Annotated in this window: 20 protein-coding genes; 10 read left to right on the top strand and 10 right to left on the bottom strand. The window is 59.5% G+C overall.

Annotated features, from left to right (window positions below):
* Positions 1 to 17: 17 nt before the first annotated feature.
* On the top strand, positions 18 to 1,097 hold the full coding sequence (locus BLU07_RS13225) for an AraC family transcriptional regulator (RefSeq protein WP_092387679.1): 1,080 nt from the start codon (positions 18 to 20) through the stop codon (positions 1,095 to 1,097).
* Between the two features lie 3 nt (positions 1,098 to 1,100).
* Here the strand turns inward: BLU07_RS13225 and BLU07_RS13220 are convergent, their stop codons facing one another.
* From BLU07_RS13220 to BLU07_RS13210, 3 genes are all read right to left on the bottom strand, one after another.
* Positions 1,101 to 1,943, bottom strand: a complete 843-nt coding sequence (locus tag BLU07_RS13220) for a 23S rRNA (adenine(2030)-N(6))-methyltransferase RlmJ (RefSeq protein ID WP_092387677.1) — start codon at positions 1,941 to 1,943, stop codon at positions 1,101 to 1,103.
* A 70-nt stretch (positions 1,944 to 2,013) separates the two neighbouring features.
* Positions 2,014 to 3,807, bottom strand: a complete 1,794-nt coding sequence (locus tag BLU07_RS13215; RefSeq protein ID WP_407920113.1) for a GspE/PulE family protein — start codon at positions 3,805 to 3,807, stop codon at positions 2,014 to 2,016.
* A 70-nt stretch (positions 3,808 to 3,877) separates the two neighbouring features.
* A complete protein-coding gene (locus tag BLU07_RS13210; protein WP_157719201.1) occupies positions 3,878 to 5,281 on the bottom strand; it encodes a CYTH domain-containing protein in 1,404 nt (467 codons plus the stop codon).
* Between the two features lie 162 nt (positions 5,282 to 5,443).
* Here BLU07_RS13210 and argE point away from each other — a divergent pair, with 162 nt between their 5' ends.
* Positions 5,444 to 6,592, top strand: coding sequence for an acetylornithine deacetylase (gene argE, locus BLU07_RS13205; RefSeq protein WP_092387671.1), 1,149 nt, complete (start codon positions 5,444 to 5,446; stop codon positions 6,590 to 6,592).
* 204 nt (positions 6,593 to 6,796) lie between these two features.
* Here the strand turns inward: argE and amn are convergent, their stop codons facing one another.
* On the bottom strand, positions 6,797 to 8,266 hold the full coding sequence (gene amn, locus BLU07_RS13200; RefSeq protein WP_092387669.1) for an AMP nucleosidase: 1,470 nt from the start codon (positions 8,264 to 8,266) through the stop codon (positions 6,797 to 6,799).
* A gap of 111 nt (positions 8,267 to 8,377) precedes the next feature.
* On the opposite strand from amn, the gene argA reads away from it, so the two are divergent.
* Entirely contained in the window at positions 8,378 to 9,667 is a 1,290-nt protein-coding gene (argA, locus tag BLU07_RS13195; protein ID WP_092387667.1) for an amino-acid N-acetyltransferase, read from the top strand.
* 165 nt (positions 9,668 to 9,832) lie between these two features.
* Positions 9,833 to 11,128: an OprD family porin gene (locus tag BLU07_RS13190; protein WP_092387665.1), complete on the top strand. Its 1,296-nt coding sequence runs from the start codon at positions 9,833 to 9,835 to the stop codon at positions 11,126 to 11,128.
* A gap of 67 nt (positions 11,129 to 11,195) precedes the next feature.
* On the opposite strand, the gene BLU07_RS13185 is transcribed toward BLU07_RS13190, so the two are convergent.
* The gene (locus BLU07_RS13185) at positions 11,196 to 12,374 is read right to left on the bottom strand and encodes a saccharopine dehydrogenase family protein (RefSeq protein WP_092387663.1); all 1,179 of its coding nucleotides are present in this window, start codon (positions 12,372 to 12,374) and stop codon (positions 11,196 to 11,198) included.
* Positions 12,375 to 12,619: 245 nt separating this feature from the next.
* Between BLU07_RS13185 and BLU07_RS13180 the strand changes: the two genes are divergently transcribed.
* From BLU07_RS13180 to BLU07_RS13165, 4 genes are read left to right on the top strand one after another with little or no spacing between them, the layout of a single operon-like run.
* On the top strand, positions 12,620 to 12,913 hold the full coding sequence (locus BLU07_RS13180) for a hypothetical protein (protein ID WP_092387661.1): 294 nt from the start codon (positions 12,620 to 12,622) through the stop codon (positions 12,911 to 12,913).
* Positions 12,910 to 13,380 (top strand): hypothetical protein, encoded by a 471-nt coding sequence (locus BLU07_RS13175; RefSeq protein ID WP_092387659.1) that lies wholly within the window; start codon positions 12,910 to 12,912, stop codon positions 13,378 to 13,380. The genes BLU07_RS13180 and BLU07_RS13175 overlap by 4 nt, the downstream gene beginning before the upstream one ends.
* Entirely contained in the window at positions 13,349 to 13,627 is a 279-nt protein-coding gene (locus BLU07_RS13170) for a hypothetical protein (RefSeq protein ID WP_092387657.1), read from the top strand. The genes BLU07_RS13175 and BLU07_RS13170 overlap by 32 nt, the downstream gene beginning before the upstream one ends.
* A complete protein-coding gene (locus BLU07_RS13165) occupies positions 13,624 to 14,802 on the top strand; it encodes an AI-2E family transporter (RefSeq protein WP_092387655.1) in 1,179 nt (392 codons plus the stop codon). Before BLU07_RS13170 ends, BLU07_RS13165 begins: the two co-directional genes overlap by 4 nt.
* Positions 14,803 to 14,817: 15 nt before the next feature.
* On the opposite strand, the gene msrA is transcribed toward BLU07_RS13165, so the two are convergent.
* The 3 genes from msrA to nudE are packed head-to-tail and all read right to left on the bottom strand — an operon-like array spanning position 14,818 to position 16,854.
* Complete coding sequence (msrA, locus tag BLU07_RS13160; protein WP_092387653.1) at positions 14,818 to 15,465, bottom strand: peptide-methionine (S)-S-oxide reductase MsrA; 648 nt, start codon at positions 15,463 to 15,465, stop codon at positions 14,818 to 14,820.
* Between the two features lie 22 nt (positions 15,466 to 15,487).
* Positions 15,488 to 16,291, bottom strand: a complete 804-nt coding sequence (cysQ, locus tag BLU07_RS13155; protein ID WP_092387651.1) for a 3'(2'),5'-bisphosphate nucleotidase CysQ — start codon at positions 16,289 to 16,291, stop codon at positions 15,488 to 15,490.
* The gene (gene nudE / locus BLU07_RS13150) at positions 16,288 to 16,854 is read right to left on the bottom strand and encodes an ADP compounds hydrolase NudE (protein ID WP_092387649.1); all 567 of its coding nucleotides are present in this window, start codon (positions 16,852 to 16,854) and stop codon (positions 16,288 to 16,290) included. Before nudE ends, cysQ begins: the two co-directional genes overlap by 4 nt.
* Positions 16,855 to 16,920: 66 nt before the next feature.
* Here nudE and yrfG point away from each other — a divergent pair, with 66 nt between their 5' ends.
* Complete coding sequence (gene yrfG, locus BLU07_RS13145) at positions 16,921 to 17,589, top strand: GMP/IMP nucleotidase (RefSeq protein ID WP_092387647.1); 669 nt, start codon at positions 16,921 to 16,923, stop codon at positions 17,587 to 17,589.
* Between the two features lie 373 nt (positions 17,590 to 17,962).
* On the opposite strand, the gene rimK is transcribed toward yrfG, so the two are convergent.
* Together rimK and rimB are read right to left on the bottom strand one after the other, a co-directional pair.
* Positions 17,963 to 18,868, bottom strand: a complete 906-nt coding sequence (gene rimK / locus BLU07_RS13140; protein WP_092387645.1) for a 30S ribosomal protein S6--L-glutamate ligase — start codon at positions 18,866 to 18,868, stop codon at positions 17,963 to 17,965.
* Positions 18,865 to 19,350, bottom strand: coding sequence for a retropepsin-like aspartic endopeptidase RimB (gene rimB, locus BLU07_RS13135; RefSeq protein ID WP_092387643.1), 486 nt, complete (start codon positions 19,348 to 19,350; stop codon positions 18,865 to 18,867). Before rimB ends, rimK begins: the two co-directional genes overlap by 4 nt.
* 82 nt (positions 19,351 to 19,432) lie before the next feature.
* On the opposite strand from rimB, the gene BLU07_RS13130 reads away from it, so the two are divergent.
* Entirely contained in the window at positions 19,433 to 19,843 is a 411-nt protein-coding gene (locus BLU07_RS13130) for an RNA-binding S4 domain-containing protein (RefSeq protein WP_092387641.1), read from the top strand.
* Positions 19,844 to 19,851: the final 8 nt, after the last annotated feature.

Genomic DNA, 19,851 nt, shown 5'->3' with positions numbered 1-19,851 from the left:
CAGTAAAGGTGTGCCAGATGGATGCGTCACTCAAGGTGATTCCGCTGCAGTTATACCCGGCCGGTTTTGCCGAAGGTTTTCTGCGTCACGGGGTTGGCCTTAAACAGCTTTTACAGGGTACGGGCATCAGCGAACAGCAGTTTTCCCGGCCTGATCAATGTATTTCCTATGCCCAGCAGCGACGGTTGTTGCAAAACGGTTTGCGGCACTGCCAGGTGCCCGGAATCGGTTTGCGTATTGGCCTGGAGCTGGACTGGTGCTTTCATGGCAGCGTTGGTTATGCGGTGCATTGCAGCCCCAGTCTGCGTGAGGCAGAAGAAGCCTTCCTGCGCTACCAGATGATTGCGCAACCCTTCTATGCGCTCTCGGTTGGCAGGCCACTGGGCTACATCGGCAATAACGAACGTTATGTCTATCCGTTGCGTTGCTTTCCGTCCCCGGATGCCGATCAGGACATGCTGCAGTTCGAGCTGGAATTTCGTCTCGCTATAACCGTGCGGCATTGGGATGCCTGCGGCAATCACCAGGTCGACGACAACCGTATTCTGGCCGAACTCGCCTGTCCGCGTCCGGCCTATGCTGCGCTATTTCGTGAGTTGCCCTGCGAGCCAGTACGTTTTGGTGCGCGGCAATCGCTGTTATCGATACATCAGGACTTTCGCAACCAACCTTCGCGGCCCTGGCGAGCACAGGCGTTTCAGCACCTGGTTAATCAATGCGAGGTCGAGCTTCAGGCGGCCGGGCTGGTGCCGACGCAAAGCGATGCGGTACGCAGCCAGATCAGCCTGCATTTCAATCGCGAGCTGGCGCGAGCAGCTACCCAGCGACCTTGCGGACCGCCGGATCTGGCTAGCGTGGCGGCTGCTCTGCATGTGAGCCCGCGAGTCCTGAGCCGGCGTCTGAGCGCTGAGGGCACCAGTTTTCGACAGTTGCTGCATCAGGTGCGTTTGCGCTTCTGTCTCTATCAGTTGCGGGTGTCACCGCTATCCGTCGAAGCGATTGCCGAACTGACCGGTTTCGGTGCGGTGTCCAGTCTGCGCCGTACCGTCAAGCAGGCAACCGGCCAGCCAATCAGCGCCTTGCGAACGGGGCGCTGAGAGTCAGGGTGCACCAACCAGCCAGTCCATGCGCCAATCGGCACCGGCAGACTGAGTCAATAGCTTGTTCAGCCAGGGCAATACCGTTTCCAGTTCTTCCCACAGTGGCCACGGCGGGTTGACCAGGATCAGTCCGGAGCCATTCAGCCCCAGCGAGGTATCCGCCGGGCGCACATTGAATTCGATCCGCAGCACCTTGGGCCAGTCGCGTTGGGCTACCTGCTGGTAAAAGGACTTGAGCGCACGGGTATCCTTGATCGGGTACCAGAGCGCAATCACGCAATGACGCATGCGTTGCAAGCCGGCATCCATCGCCTGCAGGCAGCGCAGCAAGTCATCCGGCTGCTCAAAAGGCGGGTCGAGCAACCAGAGCGCGCGTTTTTCCGCCACCGGGAGAAACGCCTTGCCCAGTTCATAGCCATCGCGATGGTGTACGGCGATAGCGTCCTGCCCGGCAAAATGCACTTTCAGGGTATCGGCATCCTGTGGGTGCAGCTCACTCAGGATCATGCGGTCCTGCTCGCGCAGGGCGTCAGCGATCAGTTGTGGCGATCCGGGGTACAGCTGCAGATCGCCGTCGGGGTTGTGACGGGCGACAGCGGCACGATAATCAGCCAGCAACGGCGGTACATTCCCGGCCTGCCAGAGACGACCAATACCCTCGCGGTACTCCCCGGTCTTTCCGGCTTGCTCACCCAGCAAATCATACAGTGAGGTGCCGGCGTGGCTATCCAGGTAGCACAGCGGTGTCTCCTTGCGCTGCATCAGCTGCAGCATACGCAGCAACACGGCGTGCTTGAAAACATCGGCATGGTTGCCGGCGTGAAAACTATGGCGGTAATTCATGCGGGACTCCGGTAACAGGCCGGCATTCTAGCAGGCTGGACCGGGGACGACAGCCTGAAGTCCGGGATAGCTACTTCTGCTGACTATTGGGCGTCACGCGCAGTACTTCCTCGATGGTGGTCAGCCCGGCGGCGACTTTCTGTGCGCCGGACAGTCGCAGGCTGTGCATGCCGTCCTTGTAGGCCTGCCGGCGCAGGGCGCTGAAATCGGTATCGGTGCGGATCATGTCGCGCAGGTTGTCACTCATTGGCATGAGTTCGTAAACCCCGGCGCGGCCACGGTAACCAGTGTCGCGGCATTCGTTGCAGCCGACCGGTTGTTGCGCCTGGCTGGGCAGCGGGGCATTCCAGGGCCGGACCAGCTCGCCCCAGGCTTCTTGATCGAGTGTCGCCGGGGTCTTGCAGTGCGGGCACAGGGTGCGCACCAGACGCTGGGCCATAACGCCGAGTACGGTGGCGCGAATCAGGTAAGCGGGAACGCCAAGCTCGATCAGGCGACTGATGGCGGTCGGTGCATCATTGGTGTGCAGGGTCGAGAGTACCAGGTGCCCGGTGAGTGCGGCCTGAATGGCCATTTCCGCCGTTTCCAGGTCGCGAATCTCGCCGATCATGATGATGTCCGGGTCCTGGCGCATCAGGGCGCGAACACCACTGGCAAAATCCAGTTCGATATTGTGCCGTACCTGCATCTGGTTGAAGCTGTCCTCGACCATTTCAATCGGGTCTTCAATGGTGCAGACGTTGACTTCGGGCGTGGCCAATTGCTTGAGCGTGGTGTACAGCGTGGTGGTCTTGCCCGAGCCGGTTGGCCCGGTGACCAGGACGATGCCGTTGGGCTGCTGCACCATACTTTGCCAGCGGCGCTGGTCCTCGCTGGAAAAGCCCAGCTGGTCAAAGCTGCGCAACAGGACATCGGGGTCGAAAATCCGCATGACCATTTTTTCGCCAAAGGCGGTCGGCAGAGTCGACAGGCGCAGTTCGATTTCGCTGCCTTGCGGTGACTTGGTCTTGATCCGGCCATCCTGTGGCTTGCGTTTTTCCGCGACATTCATTCGCCCCAGGCTTTTCAACCGGCTGACGATGGCAACGGATACCTGCAAGGGGAACTGGTAAACGGTATGCAGCACGCCATCAATACGCAAGCGTACGTTGCCACTGTCACGGCGGGGTTCGATATGAATATCGCTGGCTCGCTGCTCGAAGGCATACTGGAACAACCAGTCGACGATGTTGACCACATGGGCGTCGTTGGCATCCGGCTCCTGGCTCATGCTGCCCAGGTTGAGCAATTGCTCGAAGTTGGCAATGCTGCTGTTGCCCTGGGGGCCGCCGGCCGTGGCACCACGTACCGAGCGCGCCAGGCGGTAGAACTCCATGGTGTAACGCTGGATATCCGCGGGATTGGCTACCACCCGGCGAATCTCGCGTTTGAGCACATGGGTCAGGTTGACTTCCCAGCTGTTGACGAAGGGCTGCGCACTGGCCACCACGACATCGCGTTCGGTCAGTTCCAGCGCAAGGATCTTGTGCCGCTGGGCGAAGGCAAAGGACATCAGCGGAGTGACGGTGGCGACGTCAATCTTCAAGGGGTCGATGCGGTAATAAGGTTGATTGGCTTCCAGTGCCAGCCAGCGGCTGAGGGTTTCCAGGTCGAGCAGTTTGCCCGGCCGGCTGAGATCGGCAGGGGCCTGGCTGGCAATGAATTCGAGGGGATGCAGACGTGCAGTGTCACCGGTAGCCGAGCGCCTCAGGGTGCTCAAGTGCTCGGCGCTATCCAGAGTCAGCCGGTTTTGCGCCACCAGGACTTTGAGAATGTCGGCCAGCTCCAGCGGCCAATCCTGACCGGTTATAGCCAGGTCTGCCAGTGAGTTCATTGCCTCTCCTTGTGGGCTGAATGCCCTTGTTCCTGTCTGTCCTTGAGCTGCTGGACGCGTGTCAGCCGTTCAGCTCTCGCCAGGCGGACAGGCGTCTGATGCGTAGTCCCTGTTTGCGCAGGGTAGCAAGCAGCGCATCGCGTTGCGAGGCATCTACCTGACTGGTCTGTTGCAAGAGTTCTTGCAGCTTGCTCAGCTCACCAAACAGACGATCAGCTTCGGCAACCTTGAGTTGGCGGCGGAACTGGTTGAGCAGAAAATGCAGGCGTTGCAAACGTGGCAGCTGGTCACACCATTCACTGACGCGTTCGTCTCCATCATTGTTGTGCGGTACCCGCAGAGCCTGAATTTCCTTGCTGACGGCACCCAGCAGCCAACGTTCCATGGGGAGGGCGGCGACGCGCTCACCACGGGGTGGCCGGTTTTCTGTCCAACGCTTTTGTTGCAGCCAGAGGGCAAGGCCGATGAACAGTTGCCCCCAGGCCAGCTCATTGCTCAGGCGGGCAAATATTTCTGGTGCTTCGGCCCGGGCGTCCTGTCCCTGGGCATCATCAGCCCAGCCGGCCAGATACAATGGGTGCAGATAATTCAGCATGTCATCCAGTGCGGTGACAAAGGGCTGTCCGGCACTGCGCGGCAGAGCCAGATCAAAGACGCTGAAGTAGGCGCGCAGGTGATCCAGCTGTACTACCAGTTCGCGGAAGTGGCGCCATTGACCGCTGAAACGGAATTGCTCGGCCAGTCGCTGGCTGTGGCCCAGCAGGGTCCAGCCGGCGCGGGCAATGACCTCGTCCACCGGCAGTTCGGCGGACCATCCCAGGTGTGCAGGGCGCAATTGATAGCTGCCGGCATCCAGTAACCGGTAACCGCGCTCGGCCTTGCTGATGTCACAGGGCATCAGCGGCAGGTCTTCGGCCAGCTCGGCGGCCAGCTCGAACAGTGCCTGGCTGCTGCCCTCACGCATTTCCAGTTCCAGCTCGCTGATCGGTTCTTCGCCATTGGCGGTTTTTACCGCGCCTTGGTCCAGCGCCATATCCACCACTACCTGTTCGCCGTCACGTTGCCAAGCCAGCAGGCAATGCTGACGGCTGAAGTCGTTGCTGAACAGCGGCTGCAGGCTGGCCAGGTCACAGCCGGCCAGTGCTTCCGGCCAGTATTCACCGTGCAATACGCTGGTATCGAGCTGCATCTTGTCCAGATGCCATTCCCATTCATTGCGCTCGGACAGCCCGGCCACGCTGTTGCCCCGGGTTTTCAGTGTCTGGATGATCTGATCGCCATCACGGCGCAATCGCAAGGCGACTTTGGCGGCCGCCAGTGACTGCTGTGGGGTGTCGAAATACTGGTTGATCAGCTGTTTGGTTTGCCAGGTGGTCTGCTGACGTTCTTGCACCAGTGGATGTTCGCGAAGGGCGGTCAGGGTGTCGTCACTGATACGCAGTTTGATTTCGGTTTCCTTGAACATAGGCCTCACAAGGGTGTGGTTGCGAACGGTAAATCTGCTGCCGCCCAGTTTACCGGAGTCGCCAGTGCAAGGGGCGGATTCTTTACTGTATGTGGCGTGGCGGCTGACGCAGCTGCACGGAGCGCGTAAGCTGGAATCGAATTCTGTTGCCGGAGTCCTGCTATGGCTGTGCCTGATCTGAAAACCCAGTTTGCCGAGTTGCTGCAAAGTCCGTCGATCAGCTGTACCCAGCCGGACTGGGACCAGTCCAACCTGGGCGTGGTGCATTTGTTGGCGGATTGGCTCGGCGATCTGGGCTTTGCCTGTGATATCCAGCCGATTGCCGACCATCCGGGCAAGGCCAATCTGATTGCGACCTATGGCAGTGGCCCCGGTGGGCTGGTGATGGCGGGGCATACGGATACCGTTCCCTGCAATCCGGAGCGTTGGCAGCATGACCCGATGAAGCTGACCGAGGCGGATGGCCGCTGGTACGGGCTTGGAAGCTGCGATATGAAGGGCTTTTTTCCGCTGATTATCGAGGCGGTTAAAGGCTATCTGGATCAACCTTTCAAGCAGCCCCTGATTATTCTTGCTACGGCGGATGAGGAAAGCACCATGAGTGGTGCGCGGGCGCTGGTCGCCAGTGGGCAGCCGAAGGCAAGGCATGCGGTCATCGGTGAGCCGACCGGGCTGAAGCCGATCCGGGTGCACAAGGGCATCATGATGGAGCGGGTGGATATTATCGGCCAGGCGGGGCATTCATCCGATCCGGCGCTGGGCAACAATGCGCTGGAGGCGATGCATTATGTGATCAGTGATCTGATGGCCTTGCGTACCGAGTGGCAGAAGCGCTGGAATAATCCGTTATTCGGGGTGCCGACGCCGACGTTGAATCTGGGGTGCATTCATGGCGGCGACAATCCGAACCGGATTTGCGCCAAGTGTGCGCTGGAGTTTGATATTCGGCCGTTGCCGGGGATGGATCCGGATGAGTTGCGTGCTCAGATTCGCCAGCGTCTGGCGTTGATTGCGGCGGAGAGGGCGGTGGATATCCAGCTGACGCCGCTGTTCCCTGGCGTGCCACCGTTGGATACTGCTGCCGATGCGCCTTTGGTGGCGGCCTGTGAGCGTTTGACTGGGCATACAGCCGGTAGTGTGGCTTTTGCGACTGAGGGGCCCTATCTGAATCAGATTGGTATGCAGACGTTGATTCTGGGGCCGGGTGATATTGACCAGGCGCACCAGCCGGATGAGTTTCTGGAGATGGAGCGGATCAATCCGACGGTGGAGATTTTGCGTGGGTTGATTCGGGAGTTTTGTTTGAAGTAGGTGGCCTTGATTAGTTTAGTCTTGTGTCTGCGGGGCATTGCCAGCCACCTGCCCCAGACACGCTACAAGCCTTCCCTGGGGCTCGTCGATGTACATCCCTGTACATCGACGGTCTGGGGCAGGTGGCTGGCAACACCCCTCACTGGCAATTGCGTAGCTGTCACGACAACCCAAACCATGCAAATTGCTCCCATCGTGTTTGATTTACCTAAACGGCGGCTCATCAAAGCTGCGCAATTTGCGTGAGTGCAATGCATTCAGCTGGCTGCGCAGCAAGTCCAGCGCAGCGATGCCGATATGCAGGTGCTGGGTGACGGCGCGTTGGTAGAAGGCGCCGGCGGCGCCGGGCAGTTTGATTTCACTGTGCAGGGGTTTGTCGGAGACGCAGAGCAGGGTGCCGTAGGGCACGCGGAAGCGGTAGCCCTGGGCGGCGATGGTGCCGCTTTCCATATCTACGGCAATCGCCCGGGCCTGATTGATCAGTGGCCGTTCCTGCGCCCAGCGCAGTTCCCAGTTGCGATCGTCGTAGGTCAATACCGTGCCGGTGCGCAGGCGGCGTTTCAGCGCATCGCCCTGATCGCCGGTGACCTCTGCAGCGGCGACTTGCAGCGCCTGCTGCACCTCTGCCAGTGCGGGCAAGGGAATATTGGGCGGCAGTACCCGGTCGAGGATGCCATCGCGGCGCATGTAGGCGTGGGCGAGTACATAGTCGCCGATGGTTTGTGACTGGCGCAGGCCACCGCAGTGGCCAATCATCAGCCAGCAGTGTGGACGCAGTACGGCCAGATGGTCGGTGATGTTCTTGGCATTGGAGGGGCCGACGCCGATATTGACCAGGGTAATGCCGTCGCCATCGGCAGCCAGCAGATGATAGGCGGGCATCTGGAAGCGGTGCCAGGCGACGCTGTCGACCACGGCCTGCATGTCGTCTTCGGCCATGCCGCGTTCAAGCATGACGTTGCCGGGCAACACCAGGCGTTCAAAGCGTGATTCGCTGAGCAGCATGTCCATGCTGTAACGGATGAACTGATCCACATAGCGGTGGTAGTTGGTCAGCAGTATCCAGGGTTGTACGTGCTGCCAGTCGCTGCCGGTGTAATGCACCAGGCGGCGCAGGGAGAAGTCGACGCGGGCGGCGTCGAACAGGGCCAGCGGCAGGGTGTCGAGGTTTTCCCAGCTGTGTTGACCATCGGCGGAGCGGTCGGTGATGGCGGCGAGGTCGGTGCCGGCAAAAACGCGGGACAATTCGCCGGCGGTAATCCCTGAGCGGGCCAGTTCATCGTGGGGCAGCACATAGGGATATGGGATTGGCTGGTCGCTCAGGCCGACGCTGAGTTCAATGCTGAAGTCGCGCAGCAGGGGTTCAAGCTGTTCCAGCAGATACTTGCGAAACGCCTGTGGATGGGTCACGGTCAGGCTGTAGGTGCCGGCTAACTGTACGCGGGCGAAGGCGCGCACGGTGCTGGGGGCTTCGCCCTGGGCATGGTAGTCCAGACGGAGTTCGGGGTAGCAGAATTGGCGGAGTTGTTCGGCGTCGGGCTGGCTGCGCTGGCGCAAATAATCGTGCAGGGCCTGTTCCAGTGCCTCGGTGGCAAATTGGTACAGCTCGGCCAGACGGTCGACCGCTGCGCTGGCGGTGGTAACGGGTTGGAAATCGAGATCGGGTGTCGACATGCAGGCATCTCTAACTGTTTCATTGATGATTACCCGATACTAGCAGCTAGCGCGGGCTTGCTGCGCAGGGTGAAAACTCCCTACACTGCGTTTTTGCCCGGAACGCAGCGAATGCCTGATTACGTCAACTGGTTTCGTCACTCTACGCCTTATATCAACACCCATCGGGATTGCACGTTCGTTGTGCTGTTGCCGGGTGAGGCCATGGCGCACCCGAATTTTACCAATATCATCCATGACATCATGCTGCTCAACAGCCTGGGTGTGCGCCTGGTATTGGTTCATGGCTCGCGCCCACAGATCGAGGAGCGCTTGAGCCTGCGTGGTTTGCCATCGCGTTACCATGATGATCTGCGGATAACCGATATGGATACCCTGGCCGCCGTCATGGAGGCGGTGGGCAGTTTGCGCATCAGTATCGAGGCGCAACTGTGTACGGCACCGTCCGGACAGCGCTCGCGCTTGCGCGTGGTCAGCGGCAACCTGGTCACGGCCAAGCCTATCGGGGTGGTCGAGGGTGTGGATTATCATCATACCGGTGAGGTGCGGCGGATTGATCGCAAGGCGATCAGTCAGCATCTGGACGAGCAGGCGATAGTGCTCTTGTCGTCTCTGGGCTATTCGCCGACTGGCGAGGTGTTCAATCTGGCCTGTGAAGATGTGGCGACCAGTGCGGCGGCTGCGTTGGGGGCAGACAAGTTGATCCTGCTGGGGCCGGATATCGGTATTCTTGATGGCGAGGGTAACCTGCAGCGGGAATTGCGGACCACCCAGGCGACGCCTTTGCTGCAGCAGCTGGGGCACAGCTTGCCCGGCAACCTGCTGCAAGCAGCGTGCAAGGCCTGCGCCAATGGCGTGCGGCGCAGCCATATAGTCAGCTTTGCCGAAGATGGTGCCATCCTGACCGAACTGTTCACCCGGGATGGCGGCGGTACGCTGGTCAGTCAGGAAGCTTTCGAGAGTATTCGCCCGGCGACCATTGATGATGTTGCCGGGCTGGTCGAGTTGCTGCGGCCGCTGGAAGAGGCCGGGATTCTGGTGCGCCGCTCGCGCGAGATGTTGGAGACCGAGATTGGCCAGTTCACGCTGATTGAGCGTGACGGTGCATTGATTGGTTGCGCCGCCCTGTATCCGTTGGAGGGCTCGACGGCAGGGGAGCTGGCGTGCGTGGCGATTGATCCGGCATACCGCCACGGTCAGCGTGGCGATCAGTTGCTGACGCATATCGAGCGGCAGTGCAAGCAGTTGGGGCTGGACACTCTGTTTGTGCTCACCACGCGGACTGCGCACTGGTTCCGTGAGCGGGGTTTTGTGCCCAGCACAGTGGAGCGGTTACCCGCCAAACGCGCTTCTCTGTACAATTATCAGCGTAATTCGAAAGTGTTCGAAAAGGCTCTGTAACGGGCCTTTTCCGCCTTCCGGCATGACTGCTCGGTCACGTCTCATACCATGGTCGAATAACGCGTCAGTCGCCTGTTCTTTTATGTTTCCCCTGATGTTTCATTTATATTACCGCCCCTGTACTCGGCAGCGGGATACAACAATGATTATTCAGGAGCACGCGTGATGAACAAGACCACCCTGGCCGGGGCTATTACCGCCAGCCTGTTGGCAACAACCCTCAGCGCTCAGGCGCACGCCGGCAATGGATTTATCAGCGACAGTTCGCTGACTCTGGGGCTGCGCAATTTTTACCACAACCAGGATCAGCGCAGCGGCAATCCGGGATTTTCCCGCAGCGAGGAGTGGGGGCAGGGTTTTTTGCTGCAGTTCCAGTCGGGTTGGGTGGACGTTGGTAGTGTGAAACTGGGGCTCGATGCCCTGGGGCAGTATGGCCTGCGTCTGGATGGTGGTGGGCGTGCCGGCAAGAGCGGGATTACTCGCCGACCTGGGCAGTTGTTTCCGCTGGAGAGTGACGGCCGTGCAGCCAGTGAGTTCGGTCGTTTTGATCTGACAGGCAAGGTGCAGGTTGCCGAGACGACCGTGCATGTTGGTGTCTTGCGTCCGCGCCTGCCAGTGCTGGCCAGCAACGATGGTCGCTTGCTGCCGCAGACCTTTCGTGGCGGCCAGTTGGTATCCAGGGATGTCGATGGGTTGACCCTGCAGCTGGGCCAGATCGAGCGCGCCAGCGGCCGTGCGTCGACCGATTACGAGAACCTGCGCATTGCCGGTGGCAGCGAACGGGTCAATCAGTTCCGCTTTGTCGGGGGTGATTATCAGCTCAACGAGAACCTGACCACCAGTTACTACTTTGGCCAGTTGCAGGACTACTATCGCCAGCATTTTCTTGGCGTGCGTCATCGGTTGCCCCTGGGTGACGGGCGTCTTGATACTGACTTGCGTTACTTCGACAGTAATGCCTACGGCGCCAACCGCAATGGAGCGCCCGGCTTTGGTGGCAAGGTGGATAACCGTGCAGTCAGCGCCCTGTTTACCTATCACCGCTCGGGTCATAGCCTGGGGTTGGGGCGTCAGCACATGAGTGGCAACAGCAGCTTTCCGTTCGTCAATAATGGTGACGGTGCTATCGCTTACCTGATTACCGACTCGCAGATCGGCAAGTTCCTGCGTGCCGGTCAACGCACCTGGGTGGCGGAGTATGCCTATGACTTTGCCGAGGCGGGCATTCCCGGCCTGCGTGCCAGTGCCAAGTATCTCCGTGGTGACAATGTCAGCGGGCAGCCTTCGGGACAGGACAAGGAAAGGGAGCGTGACTTGCGGGTGGATTACACGGTGCAAGAGGGGTTGCTGAAGAACCTGGGGTTGTCAGTGCGCCATGCCAGTTTGCGCAGCAGCGTCCCGAGCCAGCGCGATATCGACGAAGCTCGCATCTATCTGACCTATAGCTTCAAGCTGCTTTAGTCGGAGGCAAGGCGAACAAAAAGCCCCGCCAGCCGCAAGGCTGGCGGGGCTTTTTGCTGTCGGGTGATCAGTCTTCCAGCTTGAACGTCAGGCCGGCATGTTCTTGCAGGCGCTTGATCAGCTTGTCGCCCATGGCCGGTGCGGTGGTCCAGATACCGCCGGGGGTGTCAGTGGCATCGCGCAGCAGGCAGAGTGCGCTTTCAGCGATCATGCGTGAGGTCGAGCCATAACCGGGATCGCGCTTGCCGGATACACTGGCCTTGAGCTTCTTGCCGCCTTCACCTTCGCCAATAAAGAGCACGTCATAGAAACCGTTCTCTCGTTCTTCCTTGCTCGGCCCTTCACCCGGCTTGGGTGCCTTGTCACTGGCCAGTGAGCGGTCATTGCCGACATGCTCGGCTGTCGCCTTGCCTTGCTCGCCGGGACCGGTAAGGATCATTTCGTCGTATACGAAATCCTTGCCGTATTCATGGCCAAGCAGGAAGTTGGAGCGATGAACGTTGCGCGTGTTGATTGCTGCCATGACGAAGGGTGCTGCCCAGCTGTTCAGTTCGTCTTCGTGTTGCGGCTTGTCTGCTGGCGGTTGTTCGGGACCGCTGAATCCGGGTGCCAAAGCAAAGTGATCGCTCAATAGCTGATATATTTTCGGGTCTTTTTTGGCTGCAACCAGGGTCGCCTTGAGGCTGGCGGCGGTGCCGCCGGAGAAGGTGCCCTTCATTTTGCGTACCCGGCCTTTGACCCGCGGCAGGGTAGTGCCGAGTTTTTGCTTGGCGGCCTGTTGCAGGAACCAGACGCCAAGGTCGAAAGGAATGGAATCAAAACCACAGGAAAACACGATGCGTGCGCCGCTCTGTTTGGCCGCTTCGCCATGGGCATCAATCATCTGGCGCATCCAGGCGGGTTCGCCGCAGAGATCGACATAGTCGGTGCCCAGTTCGGCGCAAGCGGCGACCAGCTCGGAGCCATACAGCTGGTAGGGGCCAACAGTGGTCAGAATGACCTTGCTGCTGGCGACCATGGCTTTCAGGCTGGCCGGGTCGCTGGTATCGGCAATCACCAGAGGAATATCTGCCGGCGCGCCGATTTCATCCCGCACTGCGGCCAGTTTCTCGGCATTTCGGCCAGCCATTGCCCAGCGCAGGTTGCCATCATCGGCATACTCCTGGCTGAGGTATTCGGCGACCAGGCGACCAGTGTAGCCGCTGGCACCATAAACAATCAGGTCATATTCCCGTGCTGTACTCATGTGTGTATTCCCATAATGCTGACAAATGAACGGCTGAAACCCTGACAGTCTGGCACAGGCTGGCGTAGCTGCCAGGGAAACGACTAGGGTCGGTCATTCGCGCCGTTCAGATAAAGCCCTCGGGGTATCATTTCGCCGCTGCGAATGGCGCTTCATCAACTGCCTGCATGGCAGTAAATGGCAATGTAGCGCGACCTGTATTAGGCTGATGCAGGTACGATCCGATAATCAATCAGGAGAGAACCATGGCAGCAAGCAAAGAAGCCGCAAGTCAGGACAAGGTTCTGGAAACCAGCAAGGAAGAAGCCATGCAGGCTTATCAGAACCTGCTGGAAGCCAAAACACATTTTCGCAAAGCTGCGGAGGCCGCTGGAATGGATCTTAAATCTGAAGCTACCGATCAACTGCTCAAAGGCAAGGACAAGGCCGAAGCGCTGGGCAATGAAGCCAGTCGTTACATGAACGAAAAGCCCCTGGCGACACTGGGTGTTGCCTTTATTGCCGGTTTCGTGTTTTCCCAGCTATTTTCACGTAAATGAGTGTGCCACCCGGCCAGTTACCACCTGATGCCGAGAATGCATCAGATGATGCAGCCAGTGAACAACCTGCAGGCGTTCAGCATGAGCTGAACGCCTGGTGGGCCTGGGTGCAGCAGGCTACGGAAGCGGGTAGTACGTTTGCACTGTTGGTTCAGGCCGAGTTGCGCCTGGCCTTGCGCAGTGCCACTGGTTTGGCTGTGATAGTGCTGTTGATGTTGCCGCTGGCACTGCTGGCCTGGGTTGGTCTGTCGGTCGTTGTCGGCTGGCTGGCCTATGCCGCCTCTGACTCGGTGCTGCTTGGCTTGCTTGGCTTTACCCTCTGGCAGGTGGTCGTAATGGCCTTGCTGGTCAGGAAGGCCAAGGTGCTGCAGCGCCGAATGCAGTTGCCGGCCACGCGGGAACAACTCAAGTCCTTCATGCAAGGAGCTACCTCGGATGAGCACGCGTCAGTTGATCGCCAGGGTTGATGCCCTGGAACAGCAACTCAATTTGCAGCGCGCCACCTTGCAGTTGAATACCCGGCAGCGCGTGACAGTGTTGAAAAGTATTTCTCCGCTCTGGTTGTTGGTGGGTGGCCTTGCCGCCGGCGTCCTGACGGGCCGTTTTGTGCACTCTGGCCAGCACGCAGCCTATGCGTTGACACTGGGTGGCCTGAAAATCTGGCGCTTGTACGAAGTGATACTGCCCAGCCTTGTCGGAGGCGCTGGCGAATGACAGAACAGGCTGAGTCGGCAACGGATCATGCCGACTTGCCGTCAGGCAGGCACGGTTCATCCAGGGCATTGTATTGGCTGCTGGGGCTGGCCCTGCTGTATACCCTGTATTTCGCCAAAACCCTGTTGATGCTGATCGTGGTGGCGGGCCTGTTTACCCTTTTGCTGGGGCCGGTAGTGGCCTGGCTCAAGCGCTTTCACGTGCCGCGCTCAATCTCGGCAGTGCTGTTGCTGTGCGCGATTGGTGGGCCATTCACGCTGCTGGCAGTGGAGCTGTCGGAACCGGCCCAGCGCTGGGTGAAACAGGTTCCCGAGCTGACGGCCAAGGTAACCGAACAGATCTCTACCTTGACCCAGGGCGAGGAAACCAGGCGCGGGCCGTTGATTGAAACCCGCGCCGAGGAGCAGGACTCTGGTGGTTTTTTTTCCTGGTTTCATGGCGACGAAGAGGAAGAAGCCGACCCTCCACCCGCCGAGAGGGCAGAGGAAGACAGCGATGAAGATCCGGTCAGTGCCAAGCTGAAAGAGGGCGGGCTGGAAATGCTGGTGAACATGCTGGCAGCCGCTCCCTTGGTCATTGCCCAGTTGGTGACCAGCATTATTCTGACCCTGTTCTTGCTGATATTCGGCCCACGCCTGTTCGAGACCTTTGTCGACAGCTTCTCATTGGTGCGGGAAAAGCGCCAGACTATCCGCCTGGTCGGGGGCATGCAGCTCGAGTTGTCGCGCTATATCGTGACAGTCAGCCTGATCAATACCGGCCTTGGCCTGACCACGGCGTTGGTGCTCTGGCTGCTCGGTATGGAAGACCCGTTGCTCTGGGGCGTTATGGTTGGCTTGTTCAACTTTGCCCCCTATGTCGGGCCTTTGGTCAGCCTGGCCGTACTCAGCCTCGCTGGCATTGCCCAATATGGCCTGGAATTGATGGCGCTGTTGCCCGCAGTGGTCTACTTCACCATCAATATGTTCGAGGCACAGCTGGTGACGCCTTTGGTGCTCGGGCGCAATATGCGCCTCAACCCCTTGATCATCATGCTCTGGCTGATGATCTGGGGCTGGATGTGGGGCGCCGTGGGGGTGCTGCTCGCAGTCCCGCTGCTGGTCTGTCTGAAGCTGGCGGCGGGGCAGTTGAATGTTCTCGGTAACTGGGTAAGGTTGATCGAAACCCGCGCCTGATCAGTCCTCGGCTTTTCAGCCGGGCAACCTCACGCCAGTACCACCCAGTCCGCAATAGCCATTCGGATTCTTGTGCAGGTATTGCTGGTGGTAATCCTCGGCATAATAGAATGCATCGGCGGGCAGGATTTCGGTGGTGATCGGATCCAGACCGGCATCTTGCAACGCATTGGCATAATTGGCCTTGCTGACTTCCGCCAGGGTGCGTTGATGCATGTTGCTGACGTAGATGCCCGAGCGATACTGGGTACCTGCATCGTTGCCCTGTTGCATGCCCTGGGTCGGATCATGCGATTCCCAGAATACCCGGAACAAGCTTTCCAGGCTGGTTTGCTCGGGATCGAACACCACCAGCACGACTTCGTTGTGCCCGGTCAGGCCTGAGCAGACTTCCTCGTAGGTCGGGTTGGGGGTCAAGCCACCGCAGTAGCCTACCGCCGTGGTGAATATGCCGGGCTGCTGCCAGAAGCGACGTTCAGCGCCCCAGAAACACCCCATACCGAATACGATCTGCTGCATGCCTTCAGGGAAGGGTGGCTGAATACGGGTGTTGAGTACCGCGTGCAGAGTGCTGGTGGCAATCGGCGTATCGCGGCCGGGAAGTGCTTCATCGGCGCTGGGCAGGCGCATTTTGTGTTCGGGTGGTTGGCGACGGAAAAACATGGGTTACACCTCGTGGCGGGGCTCAGCCCCGCAGTAACTGCAGCCAGGCCGGATCAGGCCAGCCACAGGCAATGAAATGCGGATTCAGCCAGCTGTCCCGACTGGGATAATCAAAGCGCTGACCGTTCAGCTTGAGCACTTGTCCGCCAGCCCCCTCAAGGACTGCCTGGGCGGCGGCAGTATCCCATTGGCAGGTCGGGGCCAGGCGCGGGTAGAAATCGGCAGCACCTTCGGCCAGCAGACAGAACTTGAGTGAACTGCCAATGGAAACCAGCTCCAGTGTGCGCTTCTGCGCCATGGTGTCCAGTAGCGCTTGCTGTTCCGGGCCGCTGTGACGACGGCTGGCAACCACGCTGATCTCGGCTCCCGGTTGGCGGGTATGCAAGGGTGTGGCTTTCTGCTGCCCCCGCTGACGCCAGGCGCCCAGGCCGTGACCACCCCAATACAGGGTGTCGCGCGCCGGCACACCGACCAGGCCGAAACGCACCTGGGCGTTCTCGATCAGGGCAATATTGACCGTGTACTCGTCACTGCCATCGATAAACTCCTTGGTGCCGTCCAGTGGATCGAGCAGCCAGAAGCGCGGCCAGTCGGCGCGTTCGGCCAGCGGTATGTCTGCCGCCTCTTCCGAGATAACCGGAATACCCGGGGTAAGCTTTCGCAGCCCGGCCAGCAAGAGGTCATGCGCCGCCAGATCGGCTGCGGTGACCGGCGAGTCGTCAGCCTTGTGTTGCACGTCGGGATTCTGCTGCCAATAGCGCAGGGTTGCAGCGCCGGCTTCGCGGGCCAGCTGGGCCAGCTGTTCGATGGTGCATGGCAGATTCATCGGCTGAGCTCCCCGCGTTGTTCCAGCAGGTCGCGCACCAGATACAGCGCCGCCAGGGCACGGCCTTCGGTAAAGTTGCTCTGCTGCAATAAATCGGTCAGTGCATAGAGGTCGACCTGATCGACCCGGATGGGCTCGGGCTCATCACCGGGCAGGCGTTTTTCATACAGGTTGCGTGCCAGCACTACGGAAATACTCTGGCTCATATAACCTGGCGAGAGCGACAGCTTGCCGATCAATTCCAGTTGCTCGGCACCCAGTCCGGCTTCTTCCATCAATTCGCGATTGGCCGCATCAAGCACATCCTCGCCAGGTTCAACCAGCCCCTTGGGCAGCGATATCTGATAGTCGCCGGTACCGCCACAATACTCTTCAATCAGAACGGCGGTGCGCGCATCGTGGAGTGCGACAACCATAACAGCCCCGTAGCCCTGGCCCTTGTTGACCAGGCGCTCGTAGGTGCGTTCAACCCCGTTGCTGAAGCGCAATTGCAGCTGTTCAACAGTAAACAGCCGGCTTTTGGCGACGATACGCGCATCCAGGGTTTCGGGTTTTTGTGGCATGCTGGCTCCATGGTGAATGGACGGGGGCTGACGTATGATAGACCGACATTCGCTGCAAACCCAACCATGATGCTGAACTGGAATACGATAGACACCGTCCTGCTGGATATGGACGGCACCCTGCTTGATCTGCACTTTGACAACCATTTCTGGGTTGAGTACCTGCCTCGGCGCTATGCCGAGCACCACGGCCAACCGGTGGAGTGGGGCAAAGCCGAGATTTACCCGCTCATGCAGGCCAAGCAAGGCCAACTGGACTGGTACTGCCTGGACTACTGGGAGCGTGAACTCAAGCTGCCGATTGTCGAGCTGAAGCGCGAAGTGGCGCACCTGATCAGCCTGCGTCCGGATGCCGACACCTTCTTGCAGGCACTGCAGAGCGCCGGCAAGCAGGTGATCATGATCACCAATGCGCACCGCAATGCCTTGTCACTGAAAATGGAACGGGTCGAGCTGCGTACCTATTTTCAACGCCTGATCAGCTCGCACGACTTTGGCTACCCCAAAGAGGCTCAGGCTTTCTGGCAATCACTGCAGGCAGAAGTCCCCTTTGATCCCGCCACCACCCTGTTTATCGACGACAGCCTGCCTATTCTGCGCGCCGCGCGCGATTATGGCGTCGCGCACCTGCTCGCCGTGCGTCAGCCGGACAGTCGCAGTGCATTACGTGATACCGAGGAGTTTGATGCCGTAGAGGATTATGCGCAGCTTTCAGCTGAGCTGAGAAGCCTCTGAAAACTACCTGCGTTGCCGCAGCTGCGTTAAAAGCAGCCTCGTGCGCGAGTCCGATCGAAATGCTCATTTACAACACGTAAACTGCGCTTTCTCGGCTGATTTGCCTTGCTGCGCCTGCCTTGGCTCTGGCTCCTGCTGCGCCCTAACTCCTGCATCCGTGTAGTCGTCGTCTACGTTTTTAGAAGCTTCTTTCAAGTAGTTAACAGGAAGTCAAAACCAAGCTATATCGCTCAGTTGCCGCTGACCGGTTCTGGACCGTTAGATGCCAGGGATGGCATCTACGAGCCCCCAGGGAAGGGTTCACGGCGTGTCCAGGACCGGTCAGCGGCAACTGAACCAGTGCTGAACTCGTTAAGTCAGGTGGTTTTTTTGCTCAACCCTTCCCCTTGGTCCGGGTCTGATGGGGGCGGGCGTTTTTCTCGATATGCTGGATCAGGAGCGTAGCGACATCCTTGCCGGTGGTGGTTTCAATGCCTTCCAGTCCGGGTGAGGAATTAACCTCCATCACCACCGGGCCATGGTTGGAGCGCAGGATGTCTACACCGGCTACATTCAGCCCCATCACCTTGGCCGCACGGACCGCCGTCATGCGCTCTTCCGGGGTGATCTTGATCAGGCTGGCGCTGCCGCCACGGTGCAGGTTGGAGCGAAACTCGCCGGCCTTGGCCTGGCGTTTCATTGCCGCAATCACCTTGTCACCGACCACCAGACAGCGGATATCCGCACCGCCGGCTTCCTTGATGTATTCCTGCACCATGATGTTGGCTTTCAGGCCCATAAAGGCTTCCAGTACCGACTCGGCAGCTTTCTCGGTCTCACACAGGACCACGCCGATACCCTGGGTGCCTTCCAGCAGCTTGATCACCAGTGGCGCGCCCCCAACCATGCTGATCAGGTCGGGAATGTCATCCGGTGAGTGGGCAAAGCCGGTAACCGGCAGACCGACGCCACGGCGCGACAGCAACTGCAATGAGCGCAGCTTGTCGCGCGAGCGGGTAATGGCCACGGACTCGTTGAGCGGATACACGCCCATCATCTCGAACTGGCGCAGCACGGCAGCGCCGTAAAAGGTCACCGATGCCCCGATACGGGGAATCACCGCGTCATAGCCGGTCAGCTCCTCACCCTTGTAGTGTATCGACGGCTTGTGGCTGGTGATGTTCATGTAGGTGCGCAGTGTATCGATCACGTGGATCTCATGCCCACGGGCCTCGGCAGCTTCCACTAGGCGGCGGGTAGAATACAGCCGCGGGTTGCGTGACAGAATCGCGATTTTCATGGGGTGTCCTCGTTGTTGCGCGCGGTGCGGGCAGTCATATTCGGTTTGTCTTGCACAAAACGCAGACCGGGATTGATCACCAGGTCGCCATCAACCATCGCGGTACAACCGAGCAATACCCGGTAACGCATTGCCTTGCGGCAGGTCAGGGTAAATTCTACCGGCCAGCTGCGATCGCCCAGTACCATCGTTGTGCGAATGGTCATGCGCTCCTGGGTCTGACCGTTGGAACTGGTAACCGGCCGGATTTCTATCAACTCGGCCTCACAGCGCTGCAGGCGCTGCTGCTTGCGGCTGCCGATATGCGCATTGAAGCTGACCCAGGTGCGGCCATCGCGTTGAAAGGTGGTGATCTCGCTGGCATGCAACGCGGAGGTTTTTGCTCCGCTATCGACCTTGGCCAGAATCAGTTCCAGGCCCAGATCGGGCAGGGCGATCCACTCGCGCAGGCCAATCACGTTAAGATGGTCAAAGGTTTTCATCACGGACCTCGCAAGTGCCCAGCGGCTTGGCGCGCATCATGGGGCATGATGGGGTTTACGACAAGATAGCAGAGCGCAACAGATGGCAGAAAAAGATGACAACAAGGTGCGGTTGGACAAATGGTTGTGGGCCGCGCGCTTTTTCAAGACCCGCAATCTGGCCAAGGCCGCTATAGAAGGCGGCAAGGTGCAGTGCCAGGGTGAGCGCTGCAAGCCCTCGAAAGAGCCGCGCCTGGGCGACTTGCTGACCATTCGCCAGGGTTTTGATAACCGCGAGGTGGAAGTGTTGGCATTGAGCGGTCAGCGTCGTGGCGCGCCGGAAGCTCAGCTGCTGTATCGCGAGACCGAGGCCAGTATGCAGCGCCGGGAAGCGGCTGCGGCCCAGCGCAAGGCCATGGGCGCCGGGGCAGTGATCAGTGAACAGCGGCCGACAAAAAAACAGCGTCGGCAAATTCACCGCTTCCGTGATCAGCGGGATCTGGGTGATGACTGACGCTTGGT

Source organism: Halopseudomonas salegens (assembly GCF_900105655.1).
GTDB lineage: Bacteria > Pseudomonadota > Gammaproteobacteria > Pseudomonadales > Pseudomonadaceae > Halopseudomonas > Halopseudomonas salegens.
Note: the sequence above shows the minus strand (reverse complement) of the source record. Positions and strands in the feature narration are given on the sequence as shown.

Coding starts and splice junctions, on each gene's coding strand:
- BLU07_RS13225 (WP_092387679.1), top strand. CDS start 18: ATGGATGCGTCACTCAAGGTGATTCCGCTGCAGTTATACCCGGCCGGT.
- BLU07_RS13220 (WP_092387677.1), bottom strand. CDS start 1,943: ATGAATTACCGCCATAGTTTTCACGCCGGCAACCATGCCGATGTTTTC.
- BLU07_RS13210 (WP_157719201.1), bottom strand. CDS start 5,281: ATGTTCAAGGAAACCGAAATCAAACTGCGTATCAGTGACGACACCCTG.
- argE (WP_092387671.1), top strand. CDS start 5,444: ATGGCTGTGCCTGATCTGAAAACCCAGTTTGCCGAGTTGCTGCAAAGT.
- amn (WP_092387669.1), bottom strand. CDS start 8,266: ATGTCGACACCCGATCTCGATTTCCAACCCGTTACCACCGCCAGCGCA.
- argA (WP_092387667.1), top strand. CDS start 8,378: ATGCCTGATTACGTCAACTGGTTTCGTCACTCTACGCCTTATATCAAC.
- BLU07_RS13190 (WP_092387665.1), top strand. CDS start 9,833: ATGAACAAGACCACCCTGGCCGGGGCTATTACCGCCAGCCTGTTGGCA.
- BLU07_RS13185 (WP_092387663.1), bottom strand. CDS start 12,374: ATGAGTACAGCACGGGAATATGACCTGATTGTTTATGGTGCCAGCGGC.
- BLU07_RS13180 (WP_092387661.1), top strand. CDS start 12,620: ATGGCAGCAAGCAAAGAAGCCGCAAGTCAGGACAAGGTTCTGGAAACC.
- BLU07_RS13175 (WP_092387659.1), top strand. CDS start 12,910: ATGAGTGTGCCACCCGGCCAGTTACCACCTGATGCCGAGAATGCATCA.
- BLU07_RS13170 (WP_092387657.1), top strand. CDS start 13,349: ATGAGCACGCGTCAGTTGATCGCCAGGGTTGATGCCCTGGAACAGCAA.
- BLU07_RS13165 (WP_092387655.1), top strand. CDS start 13,624: ATGACAGAACAGGCTGAGTCGGCAACGGATCATGCCGACTTGCCGTCA.
- msrA (WP_092387653.1), bottom strand. CDS start 15,465: ATGTTTTTCCGTCGCCAACCACCCGAACACAAAATGCGCCTGCCCAGC.
- cysQ (WP_092387651.1), bottom strand. CDS start 16,291: ATGAATCTGCCATGCACCATCGAACAGCTGGCCCAGCTGGCCCGCGAA.
- nudE (WP_092387649.1), bottom strand. CDS start 16,854: ATGCCACAAAAACCCGAAACCCTGGATGCGCGTATCGTCGCCAAAAGC.
- yrfG (WP_092387647.1), top strand. CDS start 16,921: ATGATGCTGAACTGGAATACGATAGACACCGTCCTGCTGGATATGGAC.
- rimK (WP_092387645.1), bottom strand. CDS start 18,868: ATGAAAATCGCGATTCTGTCACGCAACCCGCGGCTGTATTCTACCCGC.
- rimB (WP_092387643.1), bottom strand. CDS start 19,350: ATGAAAACCTTTGACCATCTTAACGTGATTGGCCTGCGCGAGTGGATC.
- BLU07_RS13130 (WP_092387641.1), top strand. CDS start 19,433: ATGGCAGAAAAAGATGACAACAAGGTGCGGTTGGACAAATGGTTGTGG.